Here is a 25299-nt window from a genome sequence, read left to right as displayed (position 1 = left end):
CTGCCGGGTTGCTCCCGCACCCCGGCCGCGCGTTCGGGAAGGGAAGCTCAGGCGGCCTCGCGCCGGACCGGGGAGGTCACCCGGATCGGGCGGGAACCGGCACCGCCGGCGTGTGAGAAGGGCTGCGTCCGCCAGTCCAGCCCCTGCGGGAGCGTCAGCAGCAGCGCCGTCTCCTGCTCCTGCACCCCGTCCGCCTCGGCCGGCGGGTCCCCGGCGGCACGGCCCGTACCGGGGCAGACGGTGAGCACGAACGGGTTCCACGGGGACGGGCACAGCGCGTGCTCCGGGAGCACGTCCTCGTCCGCCAGGAGCGCGATGGGCTGCGCGCAGTCCGGGCACATGACCCGGTACATCTCGAAGGTGTCGTACGCGTCGGGAGCGGAGTCCTCGAACGGATCAACGGGCTCCGGTTCGGTACGTCCGGTGAGCTTCAGGTGTGGCATGGGAAATCCCCCCTCGGATGGGCCGGCATGACGCTGTGGCCTCGGCCACAGCAAGCACTTCCCGCCACCGATCGGCCGTAACCGTTCCGTGTCCCCCTACTGTCGCGTAAACATGTGGCGTTGGTCACATGCCCGGCGCAGGTGCCGTCCCAAGGGCTGGGCAGCTGTGCCGGGAACGACTCATGGCCATAGATTGATCCATATGGAGGAGCTGGACCGTCACATCGTGGAGTTGCTCGTCAAGGACGGGCGGATGAGCTACACCGACCTGGGCAAGGCCACCGGCCTGTCCACCTCGGCGGTTCATCAGCGCGTCCGCAGGCTGGAGCAGCGCGGGGTGATCCGCGGCTACGCCGCGGTCGTGGACCCGGAGGCGGTCGGCCTGCCGCTGACCGCGTTCATCTCCGTCAAGCCGTTCGACCCCAGCGCCCCGGACGACATCGCCGAACGGCTCGCCGGCGTCCCGGAGCTGGAGGCGTGCCACAGCGTCGCCGGCGACGAGAACTACATCCTCAAGGTCCGCGTGGCGACCCCGCTGGAGCTGGAGAACCTGCTCACCCGCATCCGCTCGCTCGCCGGCGTCTCCACCCGCACCACGGTCGTCCTGTCCACCCCGTACGAGGCGCGCCCGCCGCAGATCTGAGGGGGCGCGCACGGGGTGCGCGCGCCCAGGCGGGAGACTGGTGCTCATGACCGAGAGCACCGCCCCCCAGAGCGAACACCGCACCGTGCTGCTGCGCGGTGGAGACGTCCACAGCCCCGCCGACCCCTTCGCCACCGCCATGGTGGTCGAACGGGGCCATGTCGCCTGGGTGGGCTCCGAAGGCGCCGCCGACGCCTTCGCGAGCGGCGTCGACGAGGTGATCGACCTCGAAGGGGCCCTGGTCACCCCCGCGTTCACCGACGCCCACGTCCACACCACCTCGACCGGTCTGGCCCTCACCGGACTCGACCTCTCCGGCGCCCGCACCCTCGGCGACGCCCTCGCCCGCGTCCGCGCCCACGTCACCGCCCACCCCGCCGACCGGGTCGTCCTCGGACACGGCTGGGACGCCACCCGCTGGCCCGAGCAGCGCCCGCCCTCCCGCGCCGAGCTGGACGAGGCGGCGGCCGGCCGGCCCGTCTACCTGCCCCGGGTCGACGTGCACTCCGCGGTCGTGAGCACCGCCCTGCTCGACCTCGTCCCCGGCGTCACCACGATGCCCGGATACGACCCCGAGGGACCGCTGACCGCCGCCGCCCACCACGCCGTGCGCGCGGCCGCCCACGACGCCGTCACGCCCGCCCAGCGCGCCGAGGCGCAGCGTGCCGCGCTGCGCCACGCCGCCTCCCTCGGTATCGGCTCGCTCCACGAGTGCGGCGGCCCCGACATCTCCGACGAGGAGGACTTCACCGGGCTGCTGAAGGTGGCCGCCGAGCAGCCCGGGCCCCGGGTCTTCGGCTACTGGGCCCAGGAGGTGGCCGACGAGAAGGACGCCCGGCGGATCCGCGAGCTCGGTGCCGTCGGCGCGGCCGGTGACCTCTTCGTGGACGGCTCGCTCGGCTCGCACACGGCCTGTCTGCACGAGCCGTACGCCGACGCCCCGCACACCGGCACCGCCCACCTGGACGCCGCCCGGATCGCCGCCCACGTCGCCGCCTGCACCGAGGCGGGGCTCCAGGCGGGCTTCCACGCCATCGGGGACGCGGCGCTCTCGTCGGTCGTCGAGGGCGTCAGGGCCGCCGCCGAGAAGGTGGGCCTGCCCCGGGTGCGGGCCGCCCGGCACCGCGTCGAGCACGCGGAGATGCTCACCCCGGAGACCGTCGCGGCCTTCGCGGAGCTGGGCCTCACCGCCTCCGTCCAGCCCGCCTTCGACGCCGCGTGGGGCGGCGAGGAGGGCATGTACGCCCAGCGCCTCGGCGCCGGACGGGCCGCCACGCTCAACCCGTACGCGGCGCTGCTGCGGGCCGGTGTGCCGCTCGCCTTCGGCTCGGACAGCCCGGTGACCCCGCTGGACCCGTGGGGGACCGTACGGGCCGCCGCCTTCCACCGGACGCTGGAGCACCGCGTCTCGGTCCGGGCGGCCTTCACCGCGCACACCCGGGGCGGCTGGCGGGCCCTGGGGCGGGACGACGCGGGGACCCTGGTGCCCGGCGCCCCGGCCGACTACGCGGTGTGGCGCACCGATCAGCTGGTGGTCCAGGCGCCGGACGACCGGGTGGCGCGCTGGTCGACCGACCCCCGGTCCGGGACGCCGGGACTGCCCGACCTCGGCCCCGGTGCCGACCTGCCGGTCTGCCTGCGCACTGTGGTCCTCGGACAAACTGTCTACGTAAGGCCGAACGAGTGACGTGCGGACATTCCGGTCCGCCGATCGAAGGCCGGTCTGCTCTTCCGCCACCTGGGGATCTTCGGGACTGACCAGGCAATTTCGGTAATCGACGCAGGTCAGGCAAGTATTGACAGAATGCGGCCATCGGCCGGTAGGTTCGGCCGAGTCCACCACAGGACGTCCGACCGGTAAAACCTCCACGCAGTCGTCGAACGCCGCTGGGTCACGGGGTGGTGTGCCGCACCGGCGCACCGCCACTGACAGCCAGGTTCAGCGCCCGCGCCTCGGGGGCGAGGGAAGGTTTCAGCCGGACGGAGGGTGCGACCCGGGTGGGGCCCGGACGTTCAGTAGACAACGGCTCTAGGTCGACCCGCAGCCAGCGGGTCCCAGGTCGGCCCGAAGGACACCGGGCCCCGATCCGCACTTCTGTCCCCGATTCCGCTCTTCTGTCCGCCGCGGCTCCGGCGCCACCCCGACCGGGTCGGCGTCCCGCCCCGCCGCGCTCGATATGGTGTGCACCTGCGTACGGACGTGAGGGGCAGTAAGTGAACGACGGCGGTCAGCGGCAATTCGGTCCGCTCGGCAGTGTCTTGGTGATCATCCCGACCTACAACGAGGCCGAGAACATCAAGCCGATCGTGAGCCGGGTGCGCGCCGCCGTGCCGGAGGCCCACATCCTCGTCGCCGACGACAACAGCCCCGACGGCACGGGCAAGCTGGCCGACGAGCTGGCCGCGGACGACGACCACGTCCACGTCCTGCACCGCAAGGGCAAGGAAGGGCTCGGCGCGGCCTACCTCGCCGGCTTCCGCTGGGGCATGGACCACGACTACGGCGTCCTGGTCGAGATGGACGCCGACGGCTCCCACCAGCCCGAGGAGCTGCCCCGGCTGCTCACCGCGCTCAAGGGCGCGGACCTGGTCCTCGGCTCCCGCTGGGTGCCCGGCGGCCGGGTGGTGAACTGGCCCAAGTCCCGCGAGTTCATCTCGCGCGGCGGCAGCACGTACTCCCGGCTGATGCTGGGCCTGCGGACCCGGGACGTCACCGGCGGCTACCGCGCCTTCCGCACCGAGACCCTGAAGGGCATCGGCCTGGACGCGGTCGCCTCGCAGGGCTACTGCTTCCAGGTCGACCTGGCTCGCCGCGCGATCGAGGCCGGTTTCCATGTGGTGGAGGTGCCGATCACCTTCGTGGACCGCGAGGTCGGCGACTCCAAGATGAGCAAGGACATCCTGGTCGAGGCGCTGTGGCGGGTGACCGCCTGGGGCGTCACCAGCCGGACGAACAAGGTGCTCGGCCGCCGTACCCCTTGATCCGGCCGGTCACCCCCTTACGGCGTACGGACGCGTGGCCAGGCACACTGGGGGCATGACGACCGGCACACCGCCTCCGACCGCCCGCAAGCGCTCGCGCGCCCGGACCTTCGTACCTCTCGCCGTCGCCGCCTGGGCGGTGCTGGAGATCTGGCTGCTGATCCTGGTGGCCGATGTCGCGGGCGGGCTGACCGTCGTGATCCTGCTGGCCGCCGGGATCGTGCTCGGCGCCGCGGTGATCAAGGGCGCGGGCCGCCGGGCCTTCCGCAACCTCACGGAGACGCTTCAGCGGATGCCGGGGCAGCCGGGCGCGGACGGCTCCTCGCCCGCCGACCCCGAGAGCGGCCGGGGCAACGGCTTCCTGATGCTCGGCGGGCTGCTGATCATGATCCCCGGCCTGCTCTCGGACGTGGCCGGGCTGCTGCTCCTGATCCCGCCGGTGCGCACGGCACTCAGCCGTTACGCGGAACGCTCGCTGGACCGCCGCATGCGGAGGGCCGCCCCGGGCGGCTTCTCGGACGCCTTCCAGCAGGCCCGCATCCACCGCCCGGACGGCAAGGTGGTCCAGGGCGAGGTCATCCGCGACGAACCGCCCCGCGACCACCCGGGCCCGAGCGACGACCCGCGCCCGCCGCTTACGCCGTGAAAAAACCGCGGGCCCCGACACAGAATCTGTGTCGGGGCCCGCGGTTCTTGCTCGGTCAAGCAGACTTCCTGCTGTCCCGAGGGTGCACAGCAATGTTCATCGCCCCGGAGCGCAGGACGGCCAGCCGTTCGGCCAGCACCTCCTCCAGCTCCTCGCGCGTGCGCCGCTCCATGAGCATGTCCCAGTGCGTACGCGCGGGCTTGCCCTTCTTCTCCTCGGGGCCATCCCCGTCCACCAGGAGTGCCTGGGCGCCACACGCCTTGCACTCCCACTCCGGCGGAATTTCGGCCTCTACCGAGAACGGCATCTCGAATCGATGTCCGTTCTGGCATGCGTACTCCACCGCCTGGCGCGGGGCCAGATCGATGCCGCGGTCCGTCTCGTAGCTGGTAACCACGAGTCGCGTGCCGCGGAGAGCTCGCTCACTCATGAATCGTGCCTCCCGGGCTTGTCGCCCACAGGACAGGTGTCGCTGTCGTCGTCAATCGGTCAACGTCCGGTCGGCGGCAAAGATTCCCGTTGCCGGTCATGCGTCGCCCGTCGAACCGCTGATTTTCAGGTTTCCCAGGGTTCAAGTACCCGCCCATACCCGGTTTGTCACCTTTGACGGAAGTTGTCACCCAACGGTTCGCGAAGTTCCACTCGCCGTAACGGTCACCCGGGGCAGGCCAAAGGCGTACACTACCGGCCTTTTACTTCAACGTCTAAATCCGCTCCGGTACGGGGTTTCCCGCCGCCGCCACCGCCTGCCTGAGCGGGACCCGCGCGAGCAGCACCGAACCCACGACGAAGAAGACCACCAGCGAGATGATCGCGTCCCGGTAGCTGCCGGTCAGCTGGTAGGCCAGGCCGAAGACCAGGGGCCCCAGCCAGCTCAGACCGCGGTCGCTCATCTCGTACGCCGAGAAGTACTCGGCCTCCTTGCCGCGCGGCACCAGATGCGAGAACAGCGAGCGGGACAGCGCCTGGCTGCCGCCCAGCACCAGGCCGATCGCCGCCGCCAGCACGTAGAAGAAGACGGGCGACCCGGCGGGCAGGAAGTACCCGGCGACCAGGATCAGCGTCCACACCACCAGCGAACCCAGGATCGTGCGCTTCGCGCCGTACACCCGGGCCATCCGGCCCATCGCCAGCGCCCCGGCCACCGCGAGCACCTGCACCAGCAGCACCGCCGTGATCAGCGTCGACTGGCCGAGGCCCAGCTCCTCGGAGCCGTACACCGACGCCTGCGAGATCACGGTCTGGACGCCGTCGTTGTAGACCAGGTAGGCGAGCAGGAAGGACAGGGTCAGCGGATGGCGCCGCATGTCCGCCAGCGTGGCCCGCAGCTGCCGCCACCCCGAGCCCGTCGCCGGGCCCCGCCCGCCCGGCGCCACCCGGCGGTCGCGCAGCCGGCGCAGCGGGATGACGGTGAAGACGCCCCACCAGAGGCCCGCCGACGCCAGGCAGATCCGCACGGCCTGGGACTCGGAGAGGCCGAAGGAGTCGTGGCCCGAGTACAGGATCAGATTCAGTACGAGGACGAGCGCCCCGGAGGTGTAGCCGAAGGCCCAGCCCCGCGAGGAGACGTCGTCGCGCTCCTCGGGCTCCGCGATCTGCGGCAGGTAGGAGTTGTAGACCATCATCGCCACCGCCGTCGCGGCGTTCGCCACGATGAGCAGGAAGGCGCCGAGCAGATAGCGGTCCCCGTCCAGGAAGAACATGGCGGTCGTCGCCGCGGCCCCGGTGTAGGCCGTCACCGCGAGGAGCGGCTTCTTGCGGCCCGTACGGTCGGCGGCCGCGCCCACCACGGGCATCAGGACGATCGCCAGGACGAGCGAGGCCGACACCGCGTACGCGAACAGCGACCCGGCGCGCACCGGGATGCCGAGCGGGTGGACGAAGCCGTCCGGGTCCGCGGCGGACTTGGCGACCGAGGTCAGATACGGGCCGAGGAAGACCGTGACGACGCTCGTGGAGTAGACGGAGCACGCGAAGTCGTAGAAGTACCAGCCGCGCTGTTCCCTGCGCCGCGCGGCCGGGCCGTCCGGGCCCGCCGCGCCGTCGGCCGGCCCGGCGGTGTCTGCGGTCTCGGCCGTCATGGCGCCCCCCTGGAATCTCCCCGTGAAGACACCGGCCGGGCGGCGGCGGGTCAGGCCCAGGCCCCCCGCTCGCTCAGCACCGTGCGCAGCGTCTCGATGTGATCGGTCATGATGCCATCCACCCCCAGGTCCAGGAGAGCGGCCATCCGCTCCGGTTCGTTCACCGTCCACACATGCACCTGGAGCCCGCGCGCATGGGCCTCGCGCACGAAGCGGCGGTCGACCACCCGGATGCCGTTCTGGCTCTCCGGCACCTGCGCGCACACCGCTCCGGCGCGCAGCGCGGCCGGGATGCCGTACGAGCGCAGCCGCAGGCCGAGCACCCCGCGCACGCCGTACGAAGTCGCCAGGCGCGGGCCGCCCAGCCGGTGCGCCCTGGCCACCCGGGCCTCGGAGAACGAGCCGACGCACACCCGGTCCCAGGCGTCCGTCGCGCGGATCAGCTCCAGGAGCGGCAGGAGGGCGGCCTCCGCCTTCACGTCCACGTTCCACCGGGCCTCGGGGAACGTCTCCAGCAGCTCCTCGAACAGCGGCAGCGGCTCGCGCCCGGCGACCCGGGCCCGGCCTATCTCGCTCCACGGAAGCTCCGCCAGGCGGCCCCGGGCGTCCGTCACCCGGTCCAGCGTGGCGTCGTGGAAGGCGACGAGCCGGCCGTCCGCCGACGCGTGCACATCGGTCTCGAAGTAGCGGTACCCGGCGTCGGCGGCCCGGCGGAAGGCGGCGGCCGTGTTCTCGATGCCGTCCGCCGCCCCGCCCCGGTGGGCGAACGCGAGCGGAACGGGGTGGTCGAGATAGGGGTGGCGTTCGGAGGTCACCGCCGCAGTATGGACCGCCGGGGCGCGGACGTCCCGGCCGAGGGGGCGCTTTCCCCGGGGATCGCGAAGACCCGCAGGAAGACCTGGGCGAGCGGGCCGATGGCCACGGCGTACAGCACCGTGCCGACGCCGAGGGACCCGCCGAGCAGGAACCCCGTGACCACGACGGCGATCTCGATCGCGGTGCGCACCAGCCGGATCGACCGGCCGGTCCGCCGGTGCAGCCCGGTCATCAGGCCGTCCCGGGGGCCGGGGCCGAACCGGGCGCTGATGTACAGCCCCGTCGCCACACCGTTCAGCACGATCCCCGCCGCCATCACCCCGGCCCGCGCCACCAGGCCGTGCACCTCGGGGACCAGGGCGAGCGTGCCGTCCATCGCGATCCCCACGGCGAACACGTTGGACACCGTGCCCAGGCCCGGCCGCTGCCGCAGCGGGATCCACAGCAGCAGCACGATCGCCCCGATGATGATCGACACCACCCCGATGCTGATCCCGGTGCGCTCGGCGAGGCCCTGGTGCAGCACGCCCCACGGCTCCAGGCCGAGACCGGCGACGACCAGGAGGGCCGAGCTCGCCCCGTACAGCGCGAGCCCCGCGTACAGCTGGACCAGCCGACGGGTGAGGTGCGCCCCCTGCGGGACGAGGGTGTTGGACAAGGGGTGCCCCCTGGTGTGGTGGTGTTGGACCGCTCCGTGTCACTCTGTGGCAGGGGATTGGCCGCCAACCATGGCCAATCCGAGGAAGGTGGACTGATTCTCATGGCGCAGTGGACTTCGGCGGTCGGCGCGGCGCAGCTGGCCCGGCAGCTCCAGGCCCAGCAGCAGCAGCGGCCGGCCGGACCCGGCAGCCGCCGCCCGCCCGCCTACCGCGCCCTCGCCGACGGTATCCGGCTCCTCGTCCTGGAGGGCCGGGTCGCGGTCGCCGCCCGCCTCCCCGCCGAACGCGAGCTCGCCCTCGCCCTCGCCGTCAGCCGCACCACGGTCGCCGCCGCCTACGAGGCGCTGCGGGCCGAGGGCTTCCTGGAGTCCCGGCGCGGGGCGGGCAGCTGGACGGCGGTCCCGGCGGGCAACCCGCTGCCCGCCCGCGGCCTGGAGCCCCTGCCGCCCGAGGCCCTGGGCTCCATGATCGACCTGGGCTGCGCCTCGCTGCCGGCCCCCGAGCCCTGGCTCACCCGGGCCGTCCAGGGCGCCCTGGAGGAACTGCCCCCGTACGCCCACACCCACGGCGACTACCCCGCCGGGCTGCCCACCCTGCGCCAGATGATCGCCGACCGCTACACCGCCGACGGCATCCCGACCATGCCCGAGCAGATCATGGTCACCACCGGCGCGATGGGCGCCATCGACGCCATCTGCCACCTCTTCGCCGGACGCGGCGAACGCATCGCGGTGGAGTCCCCGAGCTACGCCAACATCCTCCAGCTGATGCGCGAGGCGGGCGCCCGGCTGGTCCCCGTCGCCATGGAGGAGGGGCTCGGCGGCTGGGACCTGAACCGGTGGCGCCAGGTCCTGCGGGACGCCGCGCCCCGGCTCGGCTACGTCGTCGCGGACTTCCACAACCCGACCGGGGCGCTGGCCGACGAGGAGCGCCGCCGGGCGCTGGTGGACGCCGCCCGCTCGGCGGGCACGGTGCTCGTCGTGGACGAGACGATGCGGGAGCTGCACCTCGACGAGGACGTGGCGATGCCGCGCCCGGTCTGCGCGTTCGACCCGGCGGGCAGCACGGTCCTGACCGTGGGCTCGGCCAGCAAGGCGTTCTGGGCGGGCATGCGGATCGGCTGGGTACGGGCCGCGCCCGACGTGATCCGCAGCCTGGTCGCCGCCCGCGCGTACGCCGACATGGGCACCCCCGTCCTCGAACAGCTCGCGGTGAACTGGCTGATGCGCACCGGCGGCTGGCAGGAGGCCGTGCGGCTGCGCCGGGAACAGGCCCGGGAGAACCGCGACGCGCTGGTCGCGGCCGTGCGCCGGGAGCTGCCGGAGTGGGAGTTCTCCGTGCCCGCGGGCGGGCTCACGCTCTGGGTGCGCACCGGCGGCCTCTCCGGCTCCCGGCTCGCGGTCGCCGGGGAAGGCGTCGGGGTGCGGGTGCCGTCCGGCCCCCGGTTCGGGGTCGACGGCGCCTTCGAGGGCTACGTGCGGCTGCCGTTCACGGTCGGCGGCCCGGTCGCGGACGAGGCGGCCCAGCGTCTCGCCCAGGCGGCCCGGCTGGTCGGCGCGGGCGGCGGGGCGGGCGTGGAGGCACCGCGCACGTTCGTGGCGTGAACGGAGGAGGGCCGGCACGCTGCCGGGCCCTCCTCCGTCGCCGTCACGCGTTCAGTCGCCGACGGCCACGGCCTCCAGCGCGACCGGCGCCTCCACGGCCTCGGCCGGCGCCGGTTCCGGTGCCCCCGCCTCGACCGCCGTGCGCCGCTCCGGCAGCAGGCTCAGCACCGCCGCGCGCTGCGCCTCGCTCGTGGCGTCGTCGTACGGGTCGGGCGTGGCCGGGACCTGGATGCGCAGCACCGGACCGGCGCCGAACCGGGCGTAGCCGCGGCCGGCCGGGGCGTCCGGCGGCGGGGTGGTGTGCGGTCCGGTGCCGAGCACCGACTCGACCTGTGCGGCGGTGCACTCGCCGAGCACCACCCGGGCCCTGGTGTGCGTCCGGACGGTCTCACCGAGGCCGTCGAGGTGGTCGAACGCCTCGGCGAGGACCACGACGACGTTGGCGGCCCGGCCGTGCCGCAGCGGGATCTGGAGCAGTTCCTGCGCGTCGGGCGTGCCGTCGCCGGACGGGCGGGCGAGCGCGCTCGGCCGGTCCAGGAGGATCCAGAGCGGCCGCGTCAGGTCCTCGGGGACCGGGTCCCCGGCCTGCCGGGCGCGGTTCGCCTCGATCAGCCGGCGTTCCGTCTCGTTGGCCGCCCACTCCAGCGTGGAGAGCGCGCCGGCGGGCCCGCACTCGACGGCCAGGACGCCTTCGCGCCCGGTGAAGCAGGCGTACTCGCCGGTGCCGCTGCCCTCCACGACGAGGATGTCGCCCTGCTGGAGCGCCTGGAGGGCGATGGACCGCAGCAGGCTGGTGGTGCCGCTGCCGGGCTGCCCGGCGACGAGCAGGTGGGGTTCGGTGGAGCGGGGGCCGGTGCGCCAGACGACGCCGGGCGCGTCCCGGGTGCCGGCGTCGTCGCTCACCGGGAGGGTGCGCGGCACGGCGTCCTCGTCCGTGAAGCCGAGGACGGTCTCGCCGGGGGCGGTGACGAAGCGCTGGGCGGTGAGCGAGGTCGGCAGGGCGTCCAGGACGCTCATCACGAGCCGGTTGCCCTCCTCGTCCCAGCTGAACCGGTACTCCCGGCCGCGGCCCGACTTGGCGTGCAGCAGCTGTTCGATCCGGGCCCGGGACTCGGGCTCGCTGTCGGTGAAGTACGCGGGATACGCGACCTGGAGGCGCGAGACGCGGCCGTCGCCGTCGAACGCGTAACCGCTGAAGACCTGCTCCCAGTCGCCGCCGTGGCTGAACAGCGGGCTCGGGTCGTCGGCCGTGGAGAAGTACGGCACGAGGGCTTCGTACAGGGCCCGCAGCCGGGCGGTCTCCGCCTCGTCGGGGCCGGTCCTGACGGGGGTGCGGTCGCGCCCCTTCCATGCGGCTGCGCCCATCACCGTGACGAGGGCCAGCACCGGCCCGTACGGGATGAGCGCGACCACGAGTACGCAGGCCGCGACGAGGAACAGCGTGGGGCCACGCCGGTCCTTGGGCGTCGCGGCCCACTTCTGCCGTCCTGCGCCGGCCAGCAGCCGCAGACCACGCGTGAGCGTGATCAGCGGATGGAGCACATCGGTGGCGCTGTCGGCGGCCGTGCGCGCGAACTCTCGACTGCGAGTGATCGAAGCGCTGCCGCTGCTCAGAATGCGGGGGAGTGGTCGCCTGGCCACGTCTGTCTCCTGAAGGGGTCGGTGCGGAGGCGGAGGGTCAGAACTTGATCCCGCCCAGGAGTCCGGCCAGGCTCGCTCCGCCCGCGGTGATGCTCGGTGCGATGGCGGTCCCGGCCAGGTAGAAGCCGAACAGGGCGGTGACAAGGGCGTGCGACGCCTTGAGGCCGTCCTTCCTGAAGAACAGGAAGACGATGATGCCGAGGATGACGACGCCGGACATGGAAAGGATCATGAGTGTTCTCCTGGTTGGAGGGGACGGTCACCATGAGTCCTTCCAGGCTCACCCCAAGTATCCGTAAGATAAAAGGCGTAATCGGGTGAAAAGGGTGATTATCCACCCGATCGGCGGAGGGGAAGCCCGGGCCTGATCATGGACCCGCCCGGGCAGTACCCTGTCGGTTCACTCGCACGGCCCCCGCCGTGCACGGGCCGCCGCCGGCGGCGGCCCGGACGGTCAAGGAAGGCGGTACCCCGATGAGCGACGTCCCCGATCCCGAGGTCGTGGAGCTGGCCTCCAAGGTGTTCGACCTGGCACGCGCCGGCGACGCCGACGCCCTCGCCGCCTACGTGGACGCCGGGGTGCCCGCCAACCTCACCAACGACCGGGGCGACTCGCTGCTGATGCTCGCCGCCTACCACGGGCACGCCCCCGCGGTCACCGCCCTCGCCGCCCGCGGCGCCGACCCGGGCCGGGCCAACGACCGGGGCCAGACCCCCCTCGCCGGAGCCGTCTTCAAGGGCGAGGAAGCGGTGATCCGCGCCCTCCTCGACGCGGGCGCCGATCCGGCCGCCGGAACCCCCTCCGCGGTCGACACCGCACGCATGTTCGGCAAGGACGACCTGCTGGAACTCTTCGGCGCCCGCTGAACGGGTACGTCGTAAATGTGGTCGCGGTGGCGAAATGGCTGGGTCATCATGACGTCGCGGGCCCGATCAGGGCCACCCGACGAGAGGCAGAGGAAGATGGTCTACACCAGGCGGAAGACGGCGGTCGGCGAATCATGTTGCTGTGCGGGCTAGGGCGTGTCCGGCGGATCAGGGTCGGGTAGGGCGCGGCGTCTGGTGCGGTGCATCGCAAGGCGCCGGGGCGTCCTCATCGCGGAGCGATTAGGGCGTTTCGGCAACGCGGCGAGGTGCCGTGCCAGGCGCCGCGACCCCGGCCCTGATCCGCCGGACACGCCCTAGGGCTCGCCCCAGTGCTCGTCCCGGAGCACGTGGAACTGCACAGTCCCGGTTGTGTCGACAGCTTGATGTGAGGCTTTCCCCATGTTCGATCCGTTCATAGCGCCGAGCGGCACCCTGCTCGGCCTGCTCCAGAGAGGCCGCGGCGACGGCACGCTCCACGCGCTCGCCGCACCGCGCTCCGAGGCCCTGGCGGCTCTCCACCACTGCGTCCTGAGCGACCCGCGCCACGACTGGCAGGTGGAGAACCGCTCCCTCTACTACGCGCGGCTCTACCTCGACCTCGACGGCGGCGTCGAGGAGATCGAGCGGCACCTGACCGACCCCGAGGACCACCTCGACACCGAGGACTCGCGGACCGGCCTCGCCCTGTCCGTCCTCGGCCACCTCGCCTCCTACGGGCGCGGCGACGCCCTCGCCCTGCTGCGGCGCTACGCCGCGACCGGCTCCAACTGGGCCTGGGCCCTGGACGAGCTGGCCCTGCGCGACGACGACGCCGGACTCCGCTCCCTCGCCGAGCCCGTGCTCGCCCGCTTCCCCGACGACCCCGAGGGCCGCGCCGAGCTGGCCGCGACCGTACGGGACGCCTACGAGCCGCGCCCCTGGCGCCTATGGGCCGACGACCCGCGCGAGGCCGTCGGCGCCCGCGTCCGGGCCGCGTCCGAGCAGGGCTCCTTCGACCGCTGGCAGCGCCAGATGCGCCCCGGCGGCCCCCGGCCCGGCTGGAGCGTCCAGGCGGTCTTCGACTGGGCCCAGCAGGGCCTGGAGCGCGGCAGCGTGCTCCACGTGCCCGCCGCCCGCTGCCTCGCCGCCGTCGCGGGCCCCGAGGACCGGTCCGACATCGTCGCGGCCGCCCACGGCGGACCCGACGCCGCCCGCTGCGCCGCCCTCCACTACCTGGCCGCCGAGGTCCGCGACCCCGTCGTGCTCGACCTGATCGAGACCGCGGCCGCCGACCCCCGGGGCACCGTCGCCGACGCCGCCGTCGCCGCCTTCGAGCGCATGTGCGGCGAGGACGCCGTGGAGCGCGCCCGCCGCTGGGCCCGCAGGCCCGACGCGCTCGGAGCGTCCGCCGCCGGAGTGCTGGCCGGACGCGGCGGACCGCAGGACGCCCCGGCGGTGCTCGGCGCGCTGCGCGACGCCGTACGCGGCGACGGACCCGACGCGCCACGGCTGTGGGCGCTCGTGGACGGCGCCGGACGCCTCGGCATCGCCTGCGCCGCACCCGTACTGCGTCACATCTACCGGGAGACGTCCTCCTCGCAGCTGCGCGGCCGGGCCGCCCGGGCCCTCGCCGCCACCGACCCGTCCTTCGCCACCGGGTTCGCCGTCGAATGCCTGTGGGACTGCGAGGAGACGACCCGCGAGGTCGCCGCCCGCCACGCCGAGACCGGTGACCTGCGCGTCGCCGAGCGGCTGCGCCGCCTGGCCGCCGACCCCGCCGAGGAGGCCGAGGTCCAGTCGGCGGTACGCAGCAGGATCGGCCCGGACGCCCCGGCGGTCTGACCGGCCGAACACCCCGTAGTACCCCAGGAGTGCAGCGCGTCGGGGGCGCGCCGCTCCCGCCCTGTTCCGCGATCACCGGACGGCGGGCCAGTATGGGGGTATGACCGGGCGCTGGGAGTTCTGGATCGACCGTGGCGGCACCTTCACCGACGTGGTGGGGAGGCGCCCCGACGGAGAGCTCGTCACCCGCAAACTCCTCTCGCACGACCCGGACCGCTACCGCGACGCCGCCGTCGCCGGCATCCGGCTGATGCTCGGGCTCGGACCCGGTGAGCCGGTCCCCGCCGACCGGGTCGCCGCCGTCAAGATGGGCACCACCGTCGCCACCAACGCCCTGCTGGAACGGCGCGGCGAACCGACCGTCCTGGTCATCACCGAAGGCTTCCGGGACGCCCTGCGCATCGCATACCAGAACCGCCCCCGCCTCTTCGACCGCCGCATCCTCCTCCCGGAAGCCGTCTACGACCGGGTCATCGAGGTCCCCGAGCGCATCGACGCCCACGGCCGCACCCTCACCCCGCTCGACCGCGACGAAGTCGCCCGCCTGCTCCGCGAGGCCCGCGCCGACGGGCTCAGCAGCGCGGCCGTCGTCCTGATGCACGGCTACCGCCACCCGGCCCACGAACAGGCGGTCGCCGCCGAGGCCAGGGCCGCCGGGTTCACCCAGATCAGCTGCTCGCACGAGGTCAGCCCGCTGATCAAGCTCGTCCCGCGCGGCGACACCACCGTCGTGGACGCCTACCTCTCGCCGATCCTGCGCCGGTACGTCGACTCGGTCGCCGCCGAACTCCCCGGCATCCGGCTCATGTTCATGCAGTCCAACGGCGGGCTGCGCGAGGCCGCCCACTTCCGCGGCAAGGACGCGGTGCTCTCCGGACCGGCCGGCGGCGTCGTCGGCATGGTCCGCACCTCCGCCCAGGCCGGCCACGACCGGGTCATCGGCTTCGACATGGGCGGCACCTCCACCGACGTCTCGCACTACGCGGGCGAGTTCGAACGCGAACTGGGCACGGAGGTCGCCGGTGCCCGGATGCGCGTCCCCATGATGAACATCCACACCGTCGCGGCCGGCGGCGGCTCGGTCCTCCACTTCGACGGCCGGCGCTACCGGGTCGGCCCCGACTCCGCGGGCGCGGTCCCCGGCCCCGCCTGCTACCGCCGGGGCGGGCCGCTGACCGTCACCGACGCCCAGGTCATGCTGGGCCGCATCCGCCCCGCCCACTTCCCCGCCGTCTTCGGGCCGGACGGCGACCAGCCGCTCGACGCGGACCTCGTGCGCGAACGCTTCGAGGAACTGGCCGAGGAGGTCGCCCGGGCCACCGGCACCAAGCGGACGGCGGCCGAGACCGCGGCCGGTTTCCTGGAGATCGCGGTCCTCTCCATGGCCAACGCCGTCAAGAAGATCTCCGTACAGCGCGGCCACGACATCACCCGCTACGCCCTCACCGGCTTCGGCGGCGCCGGGGGCCAGGCCGTCTGCGCCGTGGCCGACGCCCTCGGCATCGACACCGTCCTCGTCCCGCCGCTCGCCGGGGTGCTGTCCGCGTACGGCATCGGGCTCGCCGACGCCACCGCCATGCGCGAGCAGTCCTTCGAAGCCGCCCTGGACGCGGAATCCGAGACCCGGGTCCGGGCGCTGTGCGACGAGCTGGCCGCCCGTACCAGCGCCGACCTGCGCGCCGACGGCGTGCCCGCCGACGCCATCACCACCCGCGCCCGGGTTCTGCTGCGGTACGAGGGCACCGACGCGAGCCTGCCCGTCGCCCTGGACACGGCCGCCGCCATGACCGACTCCTTCACCCGCGAGCACCGCGCCCGCTACGGCTTCACGGCCGACCGGCGGCTCGTCGTGGAGACGGTCTCGGTCGAGGCCACCGGAACCGCCGGCGGCCACGCCGAGATCCGGCCGCCCGCACGCGACGAGGGCGCCCCCACCACACCCCGTCCCCACGACACCGCCCGCATGTTCGCGGAGGGGCACTGGCAGGAGGCCCCGCTCCACCGCCGGGACGACCTCAGGGCCACCGACGTCGTCACCGGCCCCGCCGTCATCGCGGAGGCCGACGCCACCACCGTCGTGGACCCCGGCTGGCAGGCCGAACTCGCCGCCACCGGCCACCTCGTCCTCACCCGCGCCCGCCCGCGCCCCGCCCGGCAGGCCGTCGGCACCCAGGTCGACCCGGTGATGCTGGAGGTCTTCAACAACCTCTTCATGTCCATCGCCGAGCAGATGGGCGTGACCCTGGAGAACACCGCCCGCTCCGTCAACATCAAGGAGCGCCTCGACTTCTCCTGCGCCCTGTTCGACGCCGACGGCAACCTGATCGCCAACGCGCCCCACATCCCCGTCCACCTCGGCTCCATGGGCGAGTCGATCAAGGAAGTGCTCCGGCGCAACGCCGCCACCCTGCGCCCCGGCGACGTCTACGCCATCAACGACCCGTACCACGGCGGCACCCACCTGCCCGACGTCACCGTCGTGACCCCTGTGTTCGACACGACCGGCGACGGACCGGTGCTGCGCTTCCTGGTGGCCTCGCGCGGCCACCACGCCGAGATCGGCGGCATCACCCCCGGCTCCATGCCCGCCTTCAGCCGGACCGTGGACGAGGAGGGCGTCCTCTTCGACAACTGGCTCCTGGTCCGGGACGGCGTCTTCCGCGAGGACGCCACCCGCGACCACCTCACCACCGCCCCGTACCCCTCCCGCGACCCCGGGACCAACCTCGCCGACCTGCGCGCCCAGATCGCCGCCAACGAGAAGGGCATCGCCGAACTGCGCGCCGTGACCGACCAGTTCGGCACCGAGGTCGTGGACGCCTACATGGGCCACGTGCAGGACAACGCCGAGGAGTCGGTGCGCCGCATCATCGCCGGGCTCGACGACGGCCACTACCGGTACGAGACCGACAACGGCGCCGTCATCGAGGTGACCGTCACCGTCGACCGCGAGGCCCGTGCCGCCGTCATCGACTTCACCGGTACGTCCCCGCAGCAGCCGGGCAACTTCAACGCCCCGAAATCCGTGGTCATGGCCGCCGTGCTGTACGTCTTCCGCACCCTGGTCGCCGACGACATCCCGCTCAACAGCGGCTGCCTGAACCCGCTGGAGATCCGCATCCCGGAGGGCTCCATGCTGGCGCCCGTCCCGCCCGCCGCCACCGTCGCCGGCAACGTCGAGACCTCGCAGGCGGTGACCGGCGCCCTGTACGCGGCCCTCGGCGTCCAGGCCGAGGGCTCCGGCACCATGAACAACCTGACCTTCGGCAACGACCGCGTCCAGTACTACGAGACCGTCGCCAGCGGCTCCGGAGCGGGCGAGGACTTCGACGGCACCGACGCCGTCCAGACCCACATGACCAACTCCCGGCTCACCGACCCCGAGATCCTGGAATGGCGCTACCCGGTCCTGCTGGAGAGCTTCCGGGTGCGCGAGGGCAGCGGGGGAGCGGGCCGCCACCGGGGCGGCTGCGGCGTCGAGCGCCGCATCCGCTTCCTCGAACCGGTCACCCTCGCCCTGCTCACCGGACACCGCCGGGTGCCCCCGTACGGCATGGCGGGCGGCGAACCCGGCGCCCTCGGCAGCCAGCACATCGAACGCGCCGACGGCGGCCGCACCGAGCTGGCCGCGTGCGACAGCGCGGACGCGGGGCCGGGCGACGTGCTGGTGCTGCGTACGCCCGGGGGCGGGGGCCACGGGGAGCGGGGCGGGGAGAACGCGGGGGCCTGACCGGTCCGCCGGGAGCGGCCCTTCTGCGCCGTTTCGACCGTTGTCGGTGCGAGGACCTAATCTGTGCACCGTGACTTCGCCTGCCTACACGGACAACGCTGCGCCCCAGCTCAGCGCGGGGCCGCGGCCCGCACCGGGCCCGGCCGCCGACGAGGGGCTGTCCCGGCGGCTGCGCGCGCTCGCCTGCACCGCGCCGCTGCACGACCTGGACGTGCGCAAGGCGAACCTCGCCGGTGAGTACAGCGGCTACGCGATGGCCGAGGTCGCCCTCGCCGCGATCGACCACGTCACGCTGAACATGGACTTCGACACGGGCGCGGACCACGACCAGATAGTGACCAGGCTCCTCCCGCGCGTCGCCGCCCAGGCCCCCGCCCGCCCCGCCGCCGAGCACGAACGGGTCGCCCGCTGGGTCCTGGAGAACCTGATCAACGTCGGCAGCGTCGACCGCGGATTCCGCGCGGTCTACGGCACTTTCGGGCCCGACGGCGTCTACGTCCGCCGCGACTACGACTTCAAGCTGATCGAGGAGGTCCCCGGGCACGGCGGCAGCGTCTACCTCAGGGCCACCGACGAGGCGGTCAACGTCCTGGTCGGCGCCCTCGACACCGACGTCACCAGCGCCCAGATCGCCGCCGAGGTCAAGCTGGAGGTCCTGATCAGCCGGGGCCGCCTCGCCGACGCCCAGCTCGCCGCCGAACAGGCCCGCTACCGGACCGTGCAGTACGCGGAGACGCTGCGCAAGACGCTCGACGCCACCCGGCGCAACGTCCGCGCGGTCGACTGGCTCAACGCCGTGCCCGACATGATCGCCGAGGCCCTGGACCACGTCGCCGACCGCTACCGCCACGAGAACGCGATCCTGACCAACATCCGCAAGGCCCGCGACGAGGCGGAGGACCCCGAGCACAAGCGCCGCGCCGCCGAGCTGGTCGACATCGTCAAGGACTGCATCCGCCGCCACACCCAGCTCCAGTCCCGGCTCCTGGAGGCCGGACCGCTCTTCCGGGCCGAGCAGGACCGCCAGGCCTTCGCCGCCCCCGCCGCCCGCACCGGACTCGACCTCTACGGGCAGCTCCTCGCCCCGCTGCTGCCGCTCCCGGTCGAGCAGGCCGGCCGCGCCACCGACGCCTTCTTCGCCCACGGCACCGGCCTGCGCACCCCGGTCTCCGTACGGGTGGGCGACCTGGTCGACCTGCTCCTCAGCCCGCCCCCGGCCCGCGAACACCTCGGCGCGGAGATGCCCGAGCCGGACCTGATCGCCACCCCGGACGACAGCCGCTTCAGCGAGGAGCAGCTGGCCGCCGCGATGGAGCTGCTCGACCTGGAGCACGACGCGCCGCGCCGCCTCTCCGGCCTCCTCGCCGACGCCCGCCGCCGCGACCCCGACCTGCCCTATCTGGTCGCCCTGCTCGCCGTGCACGCCGCGAGCCCTCCGGTCGGCACCGCCTACCGCCAGGGCGAGCGCCGCCTGCTGTTCTCCGTGGACGACGGCACCCCGCTGGACGACGAGGAGTTCGGCGGGGCCGACCTGATCGTCGGCACGGCCCTGCTCGACGCCGCCGGCATGGCGGCCGACCGTACGGAGGCGCCGTGACCGCCCCCGGTCCCCGTACCCCCTTCCGCAAGACATCCCGCACCGAGGAGCCAGTGTCGTGAGCGACCACCGCGCAGAGCACGCCGACGCGTGGAGCGAGCCCGCCGACCGGCCCGCCCCCGGCTACGAGCCCGACCGCCCGGCGCCCGCACCCGCCGCCGTCACCCCGGCGGACGCGGCCGACGCCGCCCGGCTCGTCGCCTTCGGCCTCCAGCCCAAGCTGCTCCCCGCCCGCGACGCGGAGTACGCCGAACTGCTGCGCCGCTACCGGGACGACCCCGCCTTCGCCCGGCTCGCCGACGCCGTCGCCACCGGCCTCGGCCTCATCGTCCTGGAGGTCTCGCCCCGGGCCGGGATGGCCGTCACGGCGGGCGAGGACTCCGTCTTCGCCGTCCGCATGGGCGACTACGCGCGCCGCGCCTCCTCGGACAGCGCCGACCGCTTCCTGCACGGCCTCGCCCACCTCGCCGTCGCCGCGATGGCCTTCCCGCGCCCCGAGGACCTGGCCGACGACGCCTACATCGGCCGGATCACGGTCAACGGCGTGGACGCCTTCGTACGCCAGGCGTGCGACCGCCTGGAGCAGCGCGCCGAGGAGCAGGGCGACAACACCGACCCGGCCAGCGACGCCCCGGGCCTGGAGGCCGGCTGGCGCGTCTACGCCCGGCGCAGCGCCACCGGCGCCACCAAGGACGCCCGACGGCTCGCCGGGTCCACCACCGGCATCATCGGCAAGGCCGTCGCCTTCCTCACCGACTCCGGCTTCCTCCAGCGCACCGGCGACGACGCCGGAGGCACGTACCGCACCACCGCCCGCTACCAGCTCCAGGTCCGCGACATGGCCGGAACCGCCGCCATGGCCGAGCTCCTCGACCTGGGCGTCGTCCCCGTCACCGACGGGAGCGCCACGCTGCTGCCGCCCCCGGACCCCGACGACCTGGAACTGGTGGCCGACGCGGGCCTGCCGTTCCACGGCTGACCGCCGCCCGTCACCGACGCCTTCCCTCCGCTCCCAGAACGACGAGAGTCCGCCGCCATGTACGAGCTGTCCCGGGTCCGCCTCTACTCCATCGGACCGGCCGGCGCACGCTACGCCGACACCGTGCTCGACCTGCGCGGAGTCGGCGAGCCCGTGCCCCGCCCCGCCCCGGCGCAGGCGGAGTTCTTCGAGGACGAGCCGGTCGGCCCGCCGCGCCGCCCCGCCCCCGCGGGCGTCCTCTTCCTGGAGAACGGCGGCGGCAAGTCCGTCCTGCTGAAGCTGATCTTCTCGGTGATGCTCCCGGGCCACCGCAACACCCTCGGCGGCGCCAGCTCCGGCGTGCTCCGCAAGTTCCTGCTCGCCGACGACTGCGGCCATGTCGCCCTGGAGTGGCAGCACACCCTGACCGGCGAGTGCGTGGTCGTCGGCAAGGTCAGCGAGTGGCGCGGACGCCAGGTCTCCAACGACCCCCGGAAGTTCGCCGAGGCGTGGTACTCGTTCCGGCCCGGCCCCGGGCTCGGCCTCGACTCGCTGCCCGTCGCGGAGTCCACCGCCGTCGGCCGCCCCGCCGAAGGCGTCTCCGGCGCGCGCGGCCGCCGCCGCACCATGAAGGGCTTCCGCGACGCGCTCACCGAGGCCGGGAAGTTCTACCAGCACCTCGACGTGCACTGGGAGGAGATCCACGACCGCTGGAACGAGCACCTGGGCGACCTGGGCCTCGACCCCGAACTCTTCCGCTACCAGCGCGAGATGAACGCCGACGAGGGCGAGGCGGCCGGACTCTTCGCGGTCAAGAAGGACTCCGACTTCACCGACCTGCTGCTGCGCGCCGTCACCGACACCCGCGACACGGACGGCCTCGCCGACCTCGTCAGCGGCTTCGGCAACAAGCTCGGCCGCCGCGCCGAGCTCACCGCCGAACGCGACTTCACCGCCGGCTCCGTCGACCTCCTCGGCCGCATCGTCGAGGCCGCCGGGACCCGCGCCCGCGCCCGCGACATCCACGCCGGATCCGAGCGCCGCACCCGCACCCTGGCCCGCCGCCTCTCCGCCCGCGCCGGGGAGGAACGCGGCCGGGCCGCTGAGCTCGCCCAGCAGGTCACCTCCGCCGCCCACACCGTCACCGGCGCCGAGGAGACCCGCGGGCGCAGCGCCCTGATCGCCGCCGAACTCGCCTACCGGCACGCCTCGCTGGCGCTCACCGCCGCCGAGAAGGGCGCCGCCGCCCAGCGCCGCGAACTCGGCGACGCGCGCACCCTGCACGCCGCCTGGCAGGCCGCCGAGGCCGTCCTGCGCCACCGCGCCGCCGCCGACCGCTCCGCCCGCGTCGCCGCCGCGATCCGGGAGGCCGAGCGCGACGCCGCCCCCGCCCTCGCCGCCCGCGCGAGCGCCGCCGCCGACCTCGTACGGGCCCTGCACACCGCCGCCGAGGCGGGCGAGAGCCGGGCCAACGAGGAGGAGGAGCGCTCCGACACCCTGCAGAGCGCCGGCGAGGCCGCCCACCGGGACGCCACCACCGCCGCCACCGAGGCCCAGCGCGCCCGCAGCGAGGCGGGCCACCTGCGCCAGCGCCTCGCCGAGGTCGAGCAGGAGACCGCCGAAGCCGTCCGGGCCGGGTGGCTGGACGACACCGCGCCGCACGCCGACCCGGCGAGGGCCGCTCTCGCCGCCAACGACGCCGAACAGGCCGCCGTGGCCGCCTGGGACACCGCCCGCGAGGCCGCCGGAGCCGCCGCCGACCGGGCCCGCCAGGCCACCGCCGACGAGTCCCGCGCCGAACTGGCCGCCGCCCGCGCCGCCGACGCCGCCCGCGCCGCCGAGCAGGCGTACGAGGCGGAGCTGAGGGCCGCCGACTCGATCGCCGCCGAACCCCGCCTCGCCGAACTGCTCGGCCTGCCCGGCGCCCTTCCCCGGCCCCGCCAGGCCGTGCGGGGGGCCGAAGCGGCCGGAGACGACCCGCACCGCACCGACGAGGCCGCGGAAGGCACTCCCGCCGACCGCCCCCAGCCTCTCACCGCCGACGAGTTCGACCGCGGCGCCGACGAACTGCGTGACCTGCTCGACCAGAGCGTCGCCACCGCCGAACGGCGCCTGTTCGAACTGCGCACCGCGGCCGCCGACGACTCCCGCATCCTGGGCGCGCTCGGCGACGGCGGCCTCCTCCCGCCGAGCCCCGACGTCCTGGCCACCGTGGAATACCTCGGTGAACAGGGCATCCCCGCCCTCCCCGGCTGGCGCTACCTCGCCCAGGCCGTCGACCCCGCCGACCACGCCGCCGTCCTCGCCGCCCGGCCCGAGCTCGTGGACGGCGTCGTCATCACCGACCCCGACGCGCATGCCCGCGCCCGTGACGTCCTCGGCGCCGCCGCCCTGCTGCCCCGGTCCGCCGTCGCCGTCGGCACCGCCGCCGCCCTCCTCGCCCCCGTGCCCGACCCCGGCACCGGCGCGTCCGGCACCGGCGAGGGCGTCTTCCTCGTACCGCCGAACCCGGCCATGCACGACGAGCACGCCGCCGACGAGGAGCGCCAGGCGCTGCGCAGCCGGGCCGCCGCCCGCGACGAGGACATCCGCGTGCTCGCCGCCCGCCTCGGCGCCGACCGCGCCCTCGCCGCCCGCATCGGTTCCTGGCGCGCCGACTGCCCGCCCGGCATGCTCGCCGAGCTCGCCGAAGCCGCCGGTACCGCCCGCACCGCCGCCGAGACCGCCGAAGCCGTCCTCGCCGAGGCCCGCACGGTCCGCGCCGAGGCCGACGAGGCCGCCGCCGACACCGCCCGGGTCCGCGAGGAGCGCCAGGAGGCCGCCCAGCGCGCCCGCCGGGCTGCCGACGCGCTCGCCGGACTCGCCTTCCGGCTGCGGGAACGGGCCGGCTGGCAGGCCCAGCTGCGCGAGCTGACCGACGAGGCGGCGGAGAGCGAGGCCCGCGCCACCGTCTTCCTGGAGCGAGCCCGGGCCGCCGACGAGGACCGCCGCGCCGCCCAGCGCGCCGCCGACGACGCCCGCCGCACCGCCCGCGCCCTGCGCGCCGAACGCGCCGAGATCGCCGGAGCGCCCGAACACCTCCCGGACCCCGGCGAGGACGCCCCGCGCCAGGCCCTGCCCGCCCTGCGCGAGGCGTACCGGGCGGCGTCCCAGCTGTACGAGAAGGTGGGCGTCGGCGCCGACCTGCGCGCCGAGCAGGCCCGCGCCGAGAGCGACGAGAGCGCCGCCCTCGCCGAGCTGGACCGCCTCACCAACAAGGTCCGCACCCGGGCCGCCCAGCTCCTGGAGGGCACCGACGGCGCCGACGGCCCGTCCCGGCAGGCGGCGGCCGCCCGCGCCGAATCCCTCGTCCAGCTCCTGGAGACCCGCGCCTCCGCCGCCAGCGAGCAGCTGGGCCGGCTGCGCGGCGAGGCCGAACGCCTGGCGCCCGCCGACGGCGAGAGCCTGCACACCGAGCTGCCCGACGACCGGGTGCCCGCCGACGCCGAGCAGGCCCAGGCCCTCCTGCGGACCGCCACCGGCGAGCTGGCCGCCGCCACCGCCGCGCTGGACACCGCCCGGGCCGCCCACGCCGAGCTGCTGCACGCCCACCGCGCCGCCGAGGACGCGGCGGGCGGCTTCGACGAGACGGCCGCCCTGCTGCGCGACCTGCTCAGGGACCACGGCGCCGAGGACGACCCGGAGGAGCCCGAGCCGTACCCGGGCAGCCTGGAGGAGGCCCGGCAGTCCGCCGCCGAGGCCCGCCGCTCGCTGCGCGGCTGCGCCGCCGACCTCTCCGCCGCCGAAGCGGCCGTCCGGGAGGCGAGCGACGTCCTCGTACGGCATGCCAACTCCACCCGCTACGAGCAGGTCCGCACCCCGGCCCGGCAGCAGATCCGCGAACTGCCCGCCGCCGCGCTCCCCGAGCACGCCGAGAAGTGGGCCGCCGCGTTCGCGCCCCGGCTCCGCGTCCTCACCGACGAGCTGGCCCAGCTGGAGCGCAACCGCGACTCCATCGTGGACCGGCTGCGCGGCCTGGTGGAGTCCGCGCTCACCACGCTCCGCTCCGCTCAGCGGCTCTCCCGGCTCCCCGAGGGCCTGGGGGAGTGGTCCGGGCAGGAATTCCTCCGCATCCGCTTCGAGGAGCCCGACCAGGCGACCCTCACCGAACGGCTCGGCGAGGTCATCGACGAGGCGACCAAGGCCGCCCTCCGGAAGAACTCCGACCTGCGCCGCGACGGCATGTCGCTGCTCCTGCGCGGGGTCGGGGCGGCACTGGAACCCAAGGGCGTCGCCGTCGAGATCCTGAAGCCGGACGCCGTGCTGCGCGCCGAGCGCGTGCCGGTCGGGCAGATGGGCGACGTCTTCTCCGGCGGCCAGCTGCTCACCGCCGCCATCGCCCTGTACTGCACGATGGCCGCCCTGCGCAGCAACGACCGGGGGCGCGACCGCGCGGAGCACCGGCACGCGGGCACGCTGTTCCTGGACAACCCGATCGGCCGGGCCAACGCCACCTATCTGCTGGAGCTCCAGCGCGCGGTGGCCGACGCGCTCGGCGTACAACTGCTGTACACGACCGGCCTGTTCGACACGACGGCCCTGGCGGAATTCCCGCTCGTCATCCGGCTCCGCAACGACGCGGACCTGCGCGCCGGGCTGAAGTACATCAGCGTCGAGGAGCACCTGCGCCCCGGGCTGCCGCAGCAGGACCCCGGCAGCGAGACGGTGCACGGCGAGATCACCGCGACCCGCATGTTCAAGCGCGGCGCCCCGGCGCCCCGGACCCCGGACGCGTCCGAGACGATCGAGGAGACCAGGACCCCCTGAGGCTG

18 protein-coding genes are annotated in these 25299 nt (G+C 74.4%); 11 read left to right on the top strand and 7 right to left on the bottom strand.

Annotation, left to right across the window (positions count from 1 at the left end; all coding sequences use genetic code 11):
* Positions 1–47: 47 nt before the first annotated feature.
* A complete protein-coding gene (locus OHS17_RS05130) occupies positions 48–443 on the bottom strand; it encodes a hypothetical protein (protein WP_330311235.1) in 396 nt (131 codons plus the stop codon).
* A gap of 202 nt (positions 444–645) precedes the next feature.
* Here OHS17_RS05130 and OHS17_RS05125 point away from each other — a divergent pair, with 202 nt between their 5' ends.
* From OHS17_RS05125 to fxsA, 4 genes are all read left to right on the top strand, one after another.
* The gene (locus tag OHS17_RS05125) at positions 646–1086 is read left to right on the top strand and encodes an Lrp/AsnC family transcriptional regulator (RefSeq protein WP_018103953.1); all 441 of its coding nucleotides are present in this window, start codon (positions 646–648) and stop codon (positions 1084–1086) included.
* Positions 1087–1132: 46 nt separating this feature from the next.
* A complete protein-coding gene (locus OHS17_RS05120) occupies positions 1133–2773 on the top strand; it encodes an amidohydrolase (RefSeq protein WP_330311234.1) in 1641 nt (546 codons plus the stop codon).
* A 527-nt stretch (positions 2774–3300) separates the two neighbouring features.
* A complete protein-coding gene (locus OHS17_RS05115; protein WP_018103955.1) occupies positions 3301–4068 on the top strand; it encodes a polyprenol monophosphomannose synthase in 768 nt (255 codons plus the stop codon).
* 55 nt (positions 4069–4123) lie between these two features.
* On the top strand, positions 4124–4714 hold the full coding sequence (gene fxsA, locus OHS17_RS05110) for an FxsA family membrane protein (RefSeq protein WP_330311233.1): 591 nt from the start codon (positions 4124–4126) through the stop codon (positions 4712–4714).
* A gap of 55 nt (positions 4715–4769) precedes the next feature.
* Here the strand turns inward: fxsA and OHS17_RS05105 are convergent, their stop codons facing one another.
* From OHS17_RS05105 to yczE, 4 genes are all read right to left on the bottom strand, one after another.
* Complete coding sequence (locus tag OHS17_RS05105) at positions 4770–5144, bottom strand: RNA polymerase-binding protein RbpA (protein ID WP_003959706.1); 375 nt, start codon at positions 5142–5144, stop codon at positions 4770–4772.
* A gap of 274 nt (positions 5145–5418) precedes the next feature.
* Positions 5419–6795: an MFS transporter gene (locus OHS17_RS05100; protein ID WP_330311232.1), complete on the bottom strand. Its 1377-nt coding sequence runs from the start codon at positions 6793–6795 to the stop codon at positions 5419–5421.
* A 50-nt stretch (positions 6796–6845) separates the two neighbouring features.
* The gene (locus OHS17_RS05095) at positions 6846–7610 is read right to left on the bottom strand and encodes a glycerophosphodiester phosphodiesterase (RefSeq protein ID WP_018103958.1); all 765 of its coding nucleotides are present in this window, start codon (positions 7608–7610) and stop codon (positions 6846–6848) included.
* Positions 7607–8269 (bottom strand): membrane protein YczE, encoded by a 663-nt coding sequence (gene yczE / locus OHS17_RS05090; RefSeq protein WP_330311231.1) that lies wholly within the window; start codon positions 8267–8269, stop codon positions 7607–7609. The genes OHS17_RS05095 and yczE overlap by 4 nt, the downstream gene beginning before the upstream one ends.
* Positions 8270–8371: 102 nt before the next feature.
* Here yczE and OHS17_RS05085 point away from each other — a divergent pair, with 102 nt between their 5' ends.
* Entirely contained in the window at positions 8372–9874 is a 1503-nt protein-coding gene (locus tag OHS17_RS05085; RefSeq protein ID WP_330311230.1) for an SCO1417 family MocR-like transcription factor, read from the top strand.
* A 51-nt stretch (positions 9875–9925) separates the two neighbouring features.
* On the opposite strand, the gene OHS17_RS05080 is transcribed toward OHS17_RS05085, so the two are convergent.
* Together OHS17_RS05080 and OHS17_RS05075 are read right to left on the bottom strand one after the other, a co-directional pair.
* On the bottom strand, positions 9926–11515 hold the full coding sequence (locus OHS17_RS05080) for a hypothetical protein (RefSeq protein ID WP_330311229.1): 1590 nt from the start codon (positions 11513–11515) through the stop codon (positions 9926–9928).
* A gap of 37 nt (positions 11516–11552) precedes the next feature.
* The gene (locus OHS17_RS05075; protein ID WP_018103962.1) at positions 11553–11747 is read right to left on the bottom strand and encodes a hypothetical protein; all 195 of its coding nucleotides are present in this window, start codon (positions 11745–11747) and stop codon (positions 11553–11555) included.
* A gap of 242 nt (positions 11748–11989) precedes the next feature.
* Between OHS17_RS05075 and OHS17_RS05070 the strand changes: the two genes are divergently transcribed.
* The 6 genes from OHS17_RS05070 (at position 11990) to OHS17_RS05045 (ending at position 25294) form a co-directional block, all read left to right on the top strand.
* The gene (locus OHS17_RS05070; protein ID WP_330311228.1) at positions 11990–12382 is read left to right on the top strand and encodes an ankyrin repeat domain-containing protein; all 393 of its coding nucleotides are present in this window, start codon (positions 11990–11992) and stop codon (positions 12380–12382) included.
* Between the two features lie 399 nt (positions 12383–12781).
* Entirely contained in the window at positions 12782–14203 is a 1422-nt protein-coding gene (locus OHS17_RS05065; RefSeq protein WP_330311227.1) for a HEAT repeat domain-containing protein, read from the top strand.
* A gap of 100 nt (positions 14204–14303) precedes the next feature.
* Entirely contained in the window at positions 14304–17933 is a 3630-nt protein-coding gene (locus OHS17_RS05060) for a hydantoinase B/oxoprolinase family protein (RefSeq protein ID WP_330311226.1), read from the top strand.
* A gap of 70 nt (positions 17934–18003) precedes the next feature.
* Positions 18004–19530, top strand: coding sequence for a hypothetical protein (locus tag OHS17_RS05055; protein ID WP_330311225.1), 1527 nt, complete (start codon positions 18004–18006; stop codon positions 19528–19530).
* Positions 19531–19588: 58 nt separating this feature from the next.
* Complete coding sequence (locus OHS17_RS05050; protein ID WP_018103967.1) at positions 19589–20509, top strand: hypothetical protein; 921 nt, start codon at positions 19589–19591, stop codon at positions 20507–20509.
* 57 nt (positions 20510–20566) lie between these two features.
* Entirely contained in the window at positions 20567–25294 is a 4728-nt protein-coding gene (locus tag OHS17_RS05045) for a hypothetical protein (protein WP_330311224.1), read from the top strand.
* Positions 25295–25299: the final 5 nt, after the last annotated feature.

This window comes from Streptomyces sp. NBC_00523 (assembly GCF_036346615.1).
Classification (GTDB): domain Bacteria; phylum Actinomycetota; class Actinomycetes; order Streptomycetales; family Streptomycetaceae; genus Streptomyces.
This window is presented reverse-complemented; position numbering and strand designations above follow the sequence as displayed.

Excerpts from the sequence above, each read along its gene's own strand:
- OHS17_RS05045 (WP_330311224.1), top strand. The coding sequence starts at position 20,567 with ATGTACGAGCTGTCCCGGGTCCGCCTCTACTCCATCGGACCGGCCGGC.
- OHS17_RS05075 (WP_018103962.1), bottom strand. The coding sequence starts at position 11,747 with ATGATCCTTTCCATGTCCGGCGTCGTCATCCTCGGCATCATCGTCTTC.
- OHS17_RS05100 (WP_330311232.1), bottom strand. The coding sequence starts at position 6,795 with ATGACGGCCGAGACCGCAGACACCGCCGGGCCGGCCGACGGCGCGGCG.
- OHS17_RS05120 (WP_330311234.1), top strand. The coding sequence starts at position 1,133 with ATGACCGAGAGCACCGCCCCCCAGAGCGAACACCGCACCGTGCTGCTG.
- OHS17_RS05085 (WP_330311230.1), top strand. The coding sequence starts at position 8,372 with ATGGCGCAGTGGACTTCGGCGGTCGGCGCGGCGCAGCTGGCCCGGCAG.
- OHS17_RS05130 (WP_330311235.1), bottom strand. The coding sequence starts at position 443 with ATGCCACACCTGAAGCTCACCGGACGTACCGAACCGGAGCCCGTTGAT.
- OHS17_RS05105 (WP_003959706.1), bottom strand. The coding sequence starts at position 5,144 with ATGAGTGAGCGAGCTCTCCGCGGCACGCGACTCGTGGTTACCAGCTAC.
- OHS17_RS05125 (WP_018103953.1), top strand. The coding sequence starts at position 646 with ATGGAGGAGCTGGACCGTCACATCGTGGAGTTGCTCGTCAAGGACGGG.
- fxsA (WP_330311233.1), top strand. The coding sequence starts at position 4,124 with ATGACGACCGGCACACCGCCTCCGACCGCCCGCAAGCGCTCGCGCGCC.
- OHS17_RS05065 (WP_330311227.1), top strand. The coding sequence starts at position 12,782 with ATGTTCGATCCGTTCATAGCGCCGAGCGGCACCCTGCTCGGCCTGCTC.
- OHS17_RS05060 (WP_330311226.1), top strand. The coding sequence starts at position 14,304 with ATGACCGGGCGCTGGGAGTTCTGGATCGACCGTGGCGGCACCTTCACC.
- OHS17_RS05070 (WP_330311228.1), top strand. The coding sequence starts at position 11,990 with ATGAGCGACGTCCCCGATCCCGAGGTCGTGGAGCTGGCCTCCAAGGTG.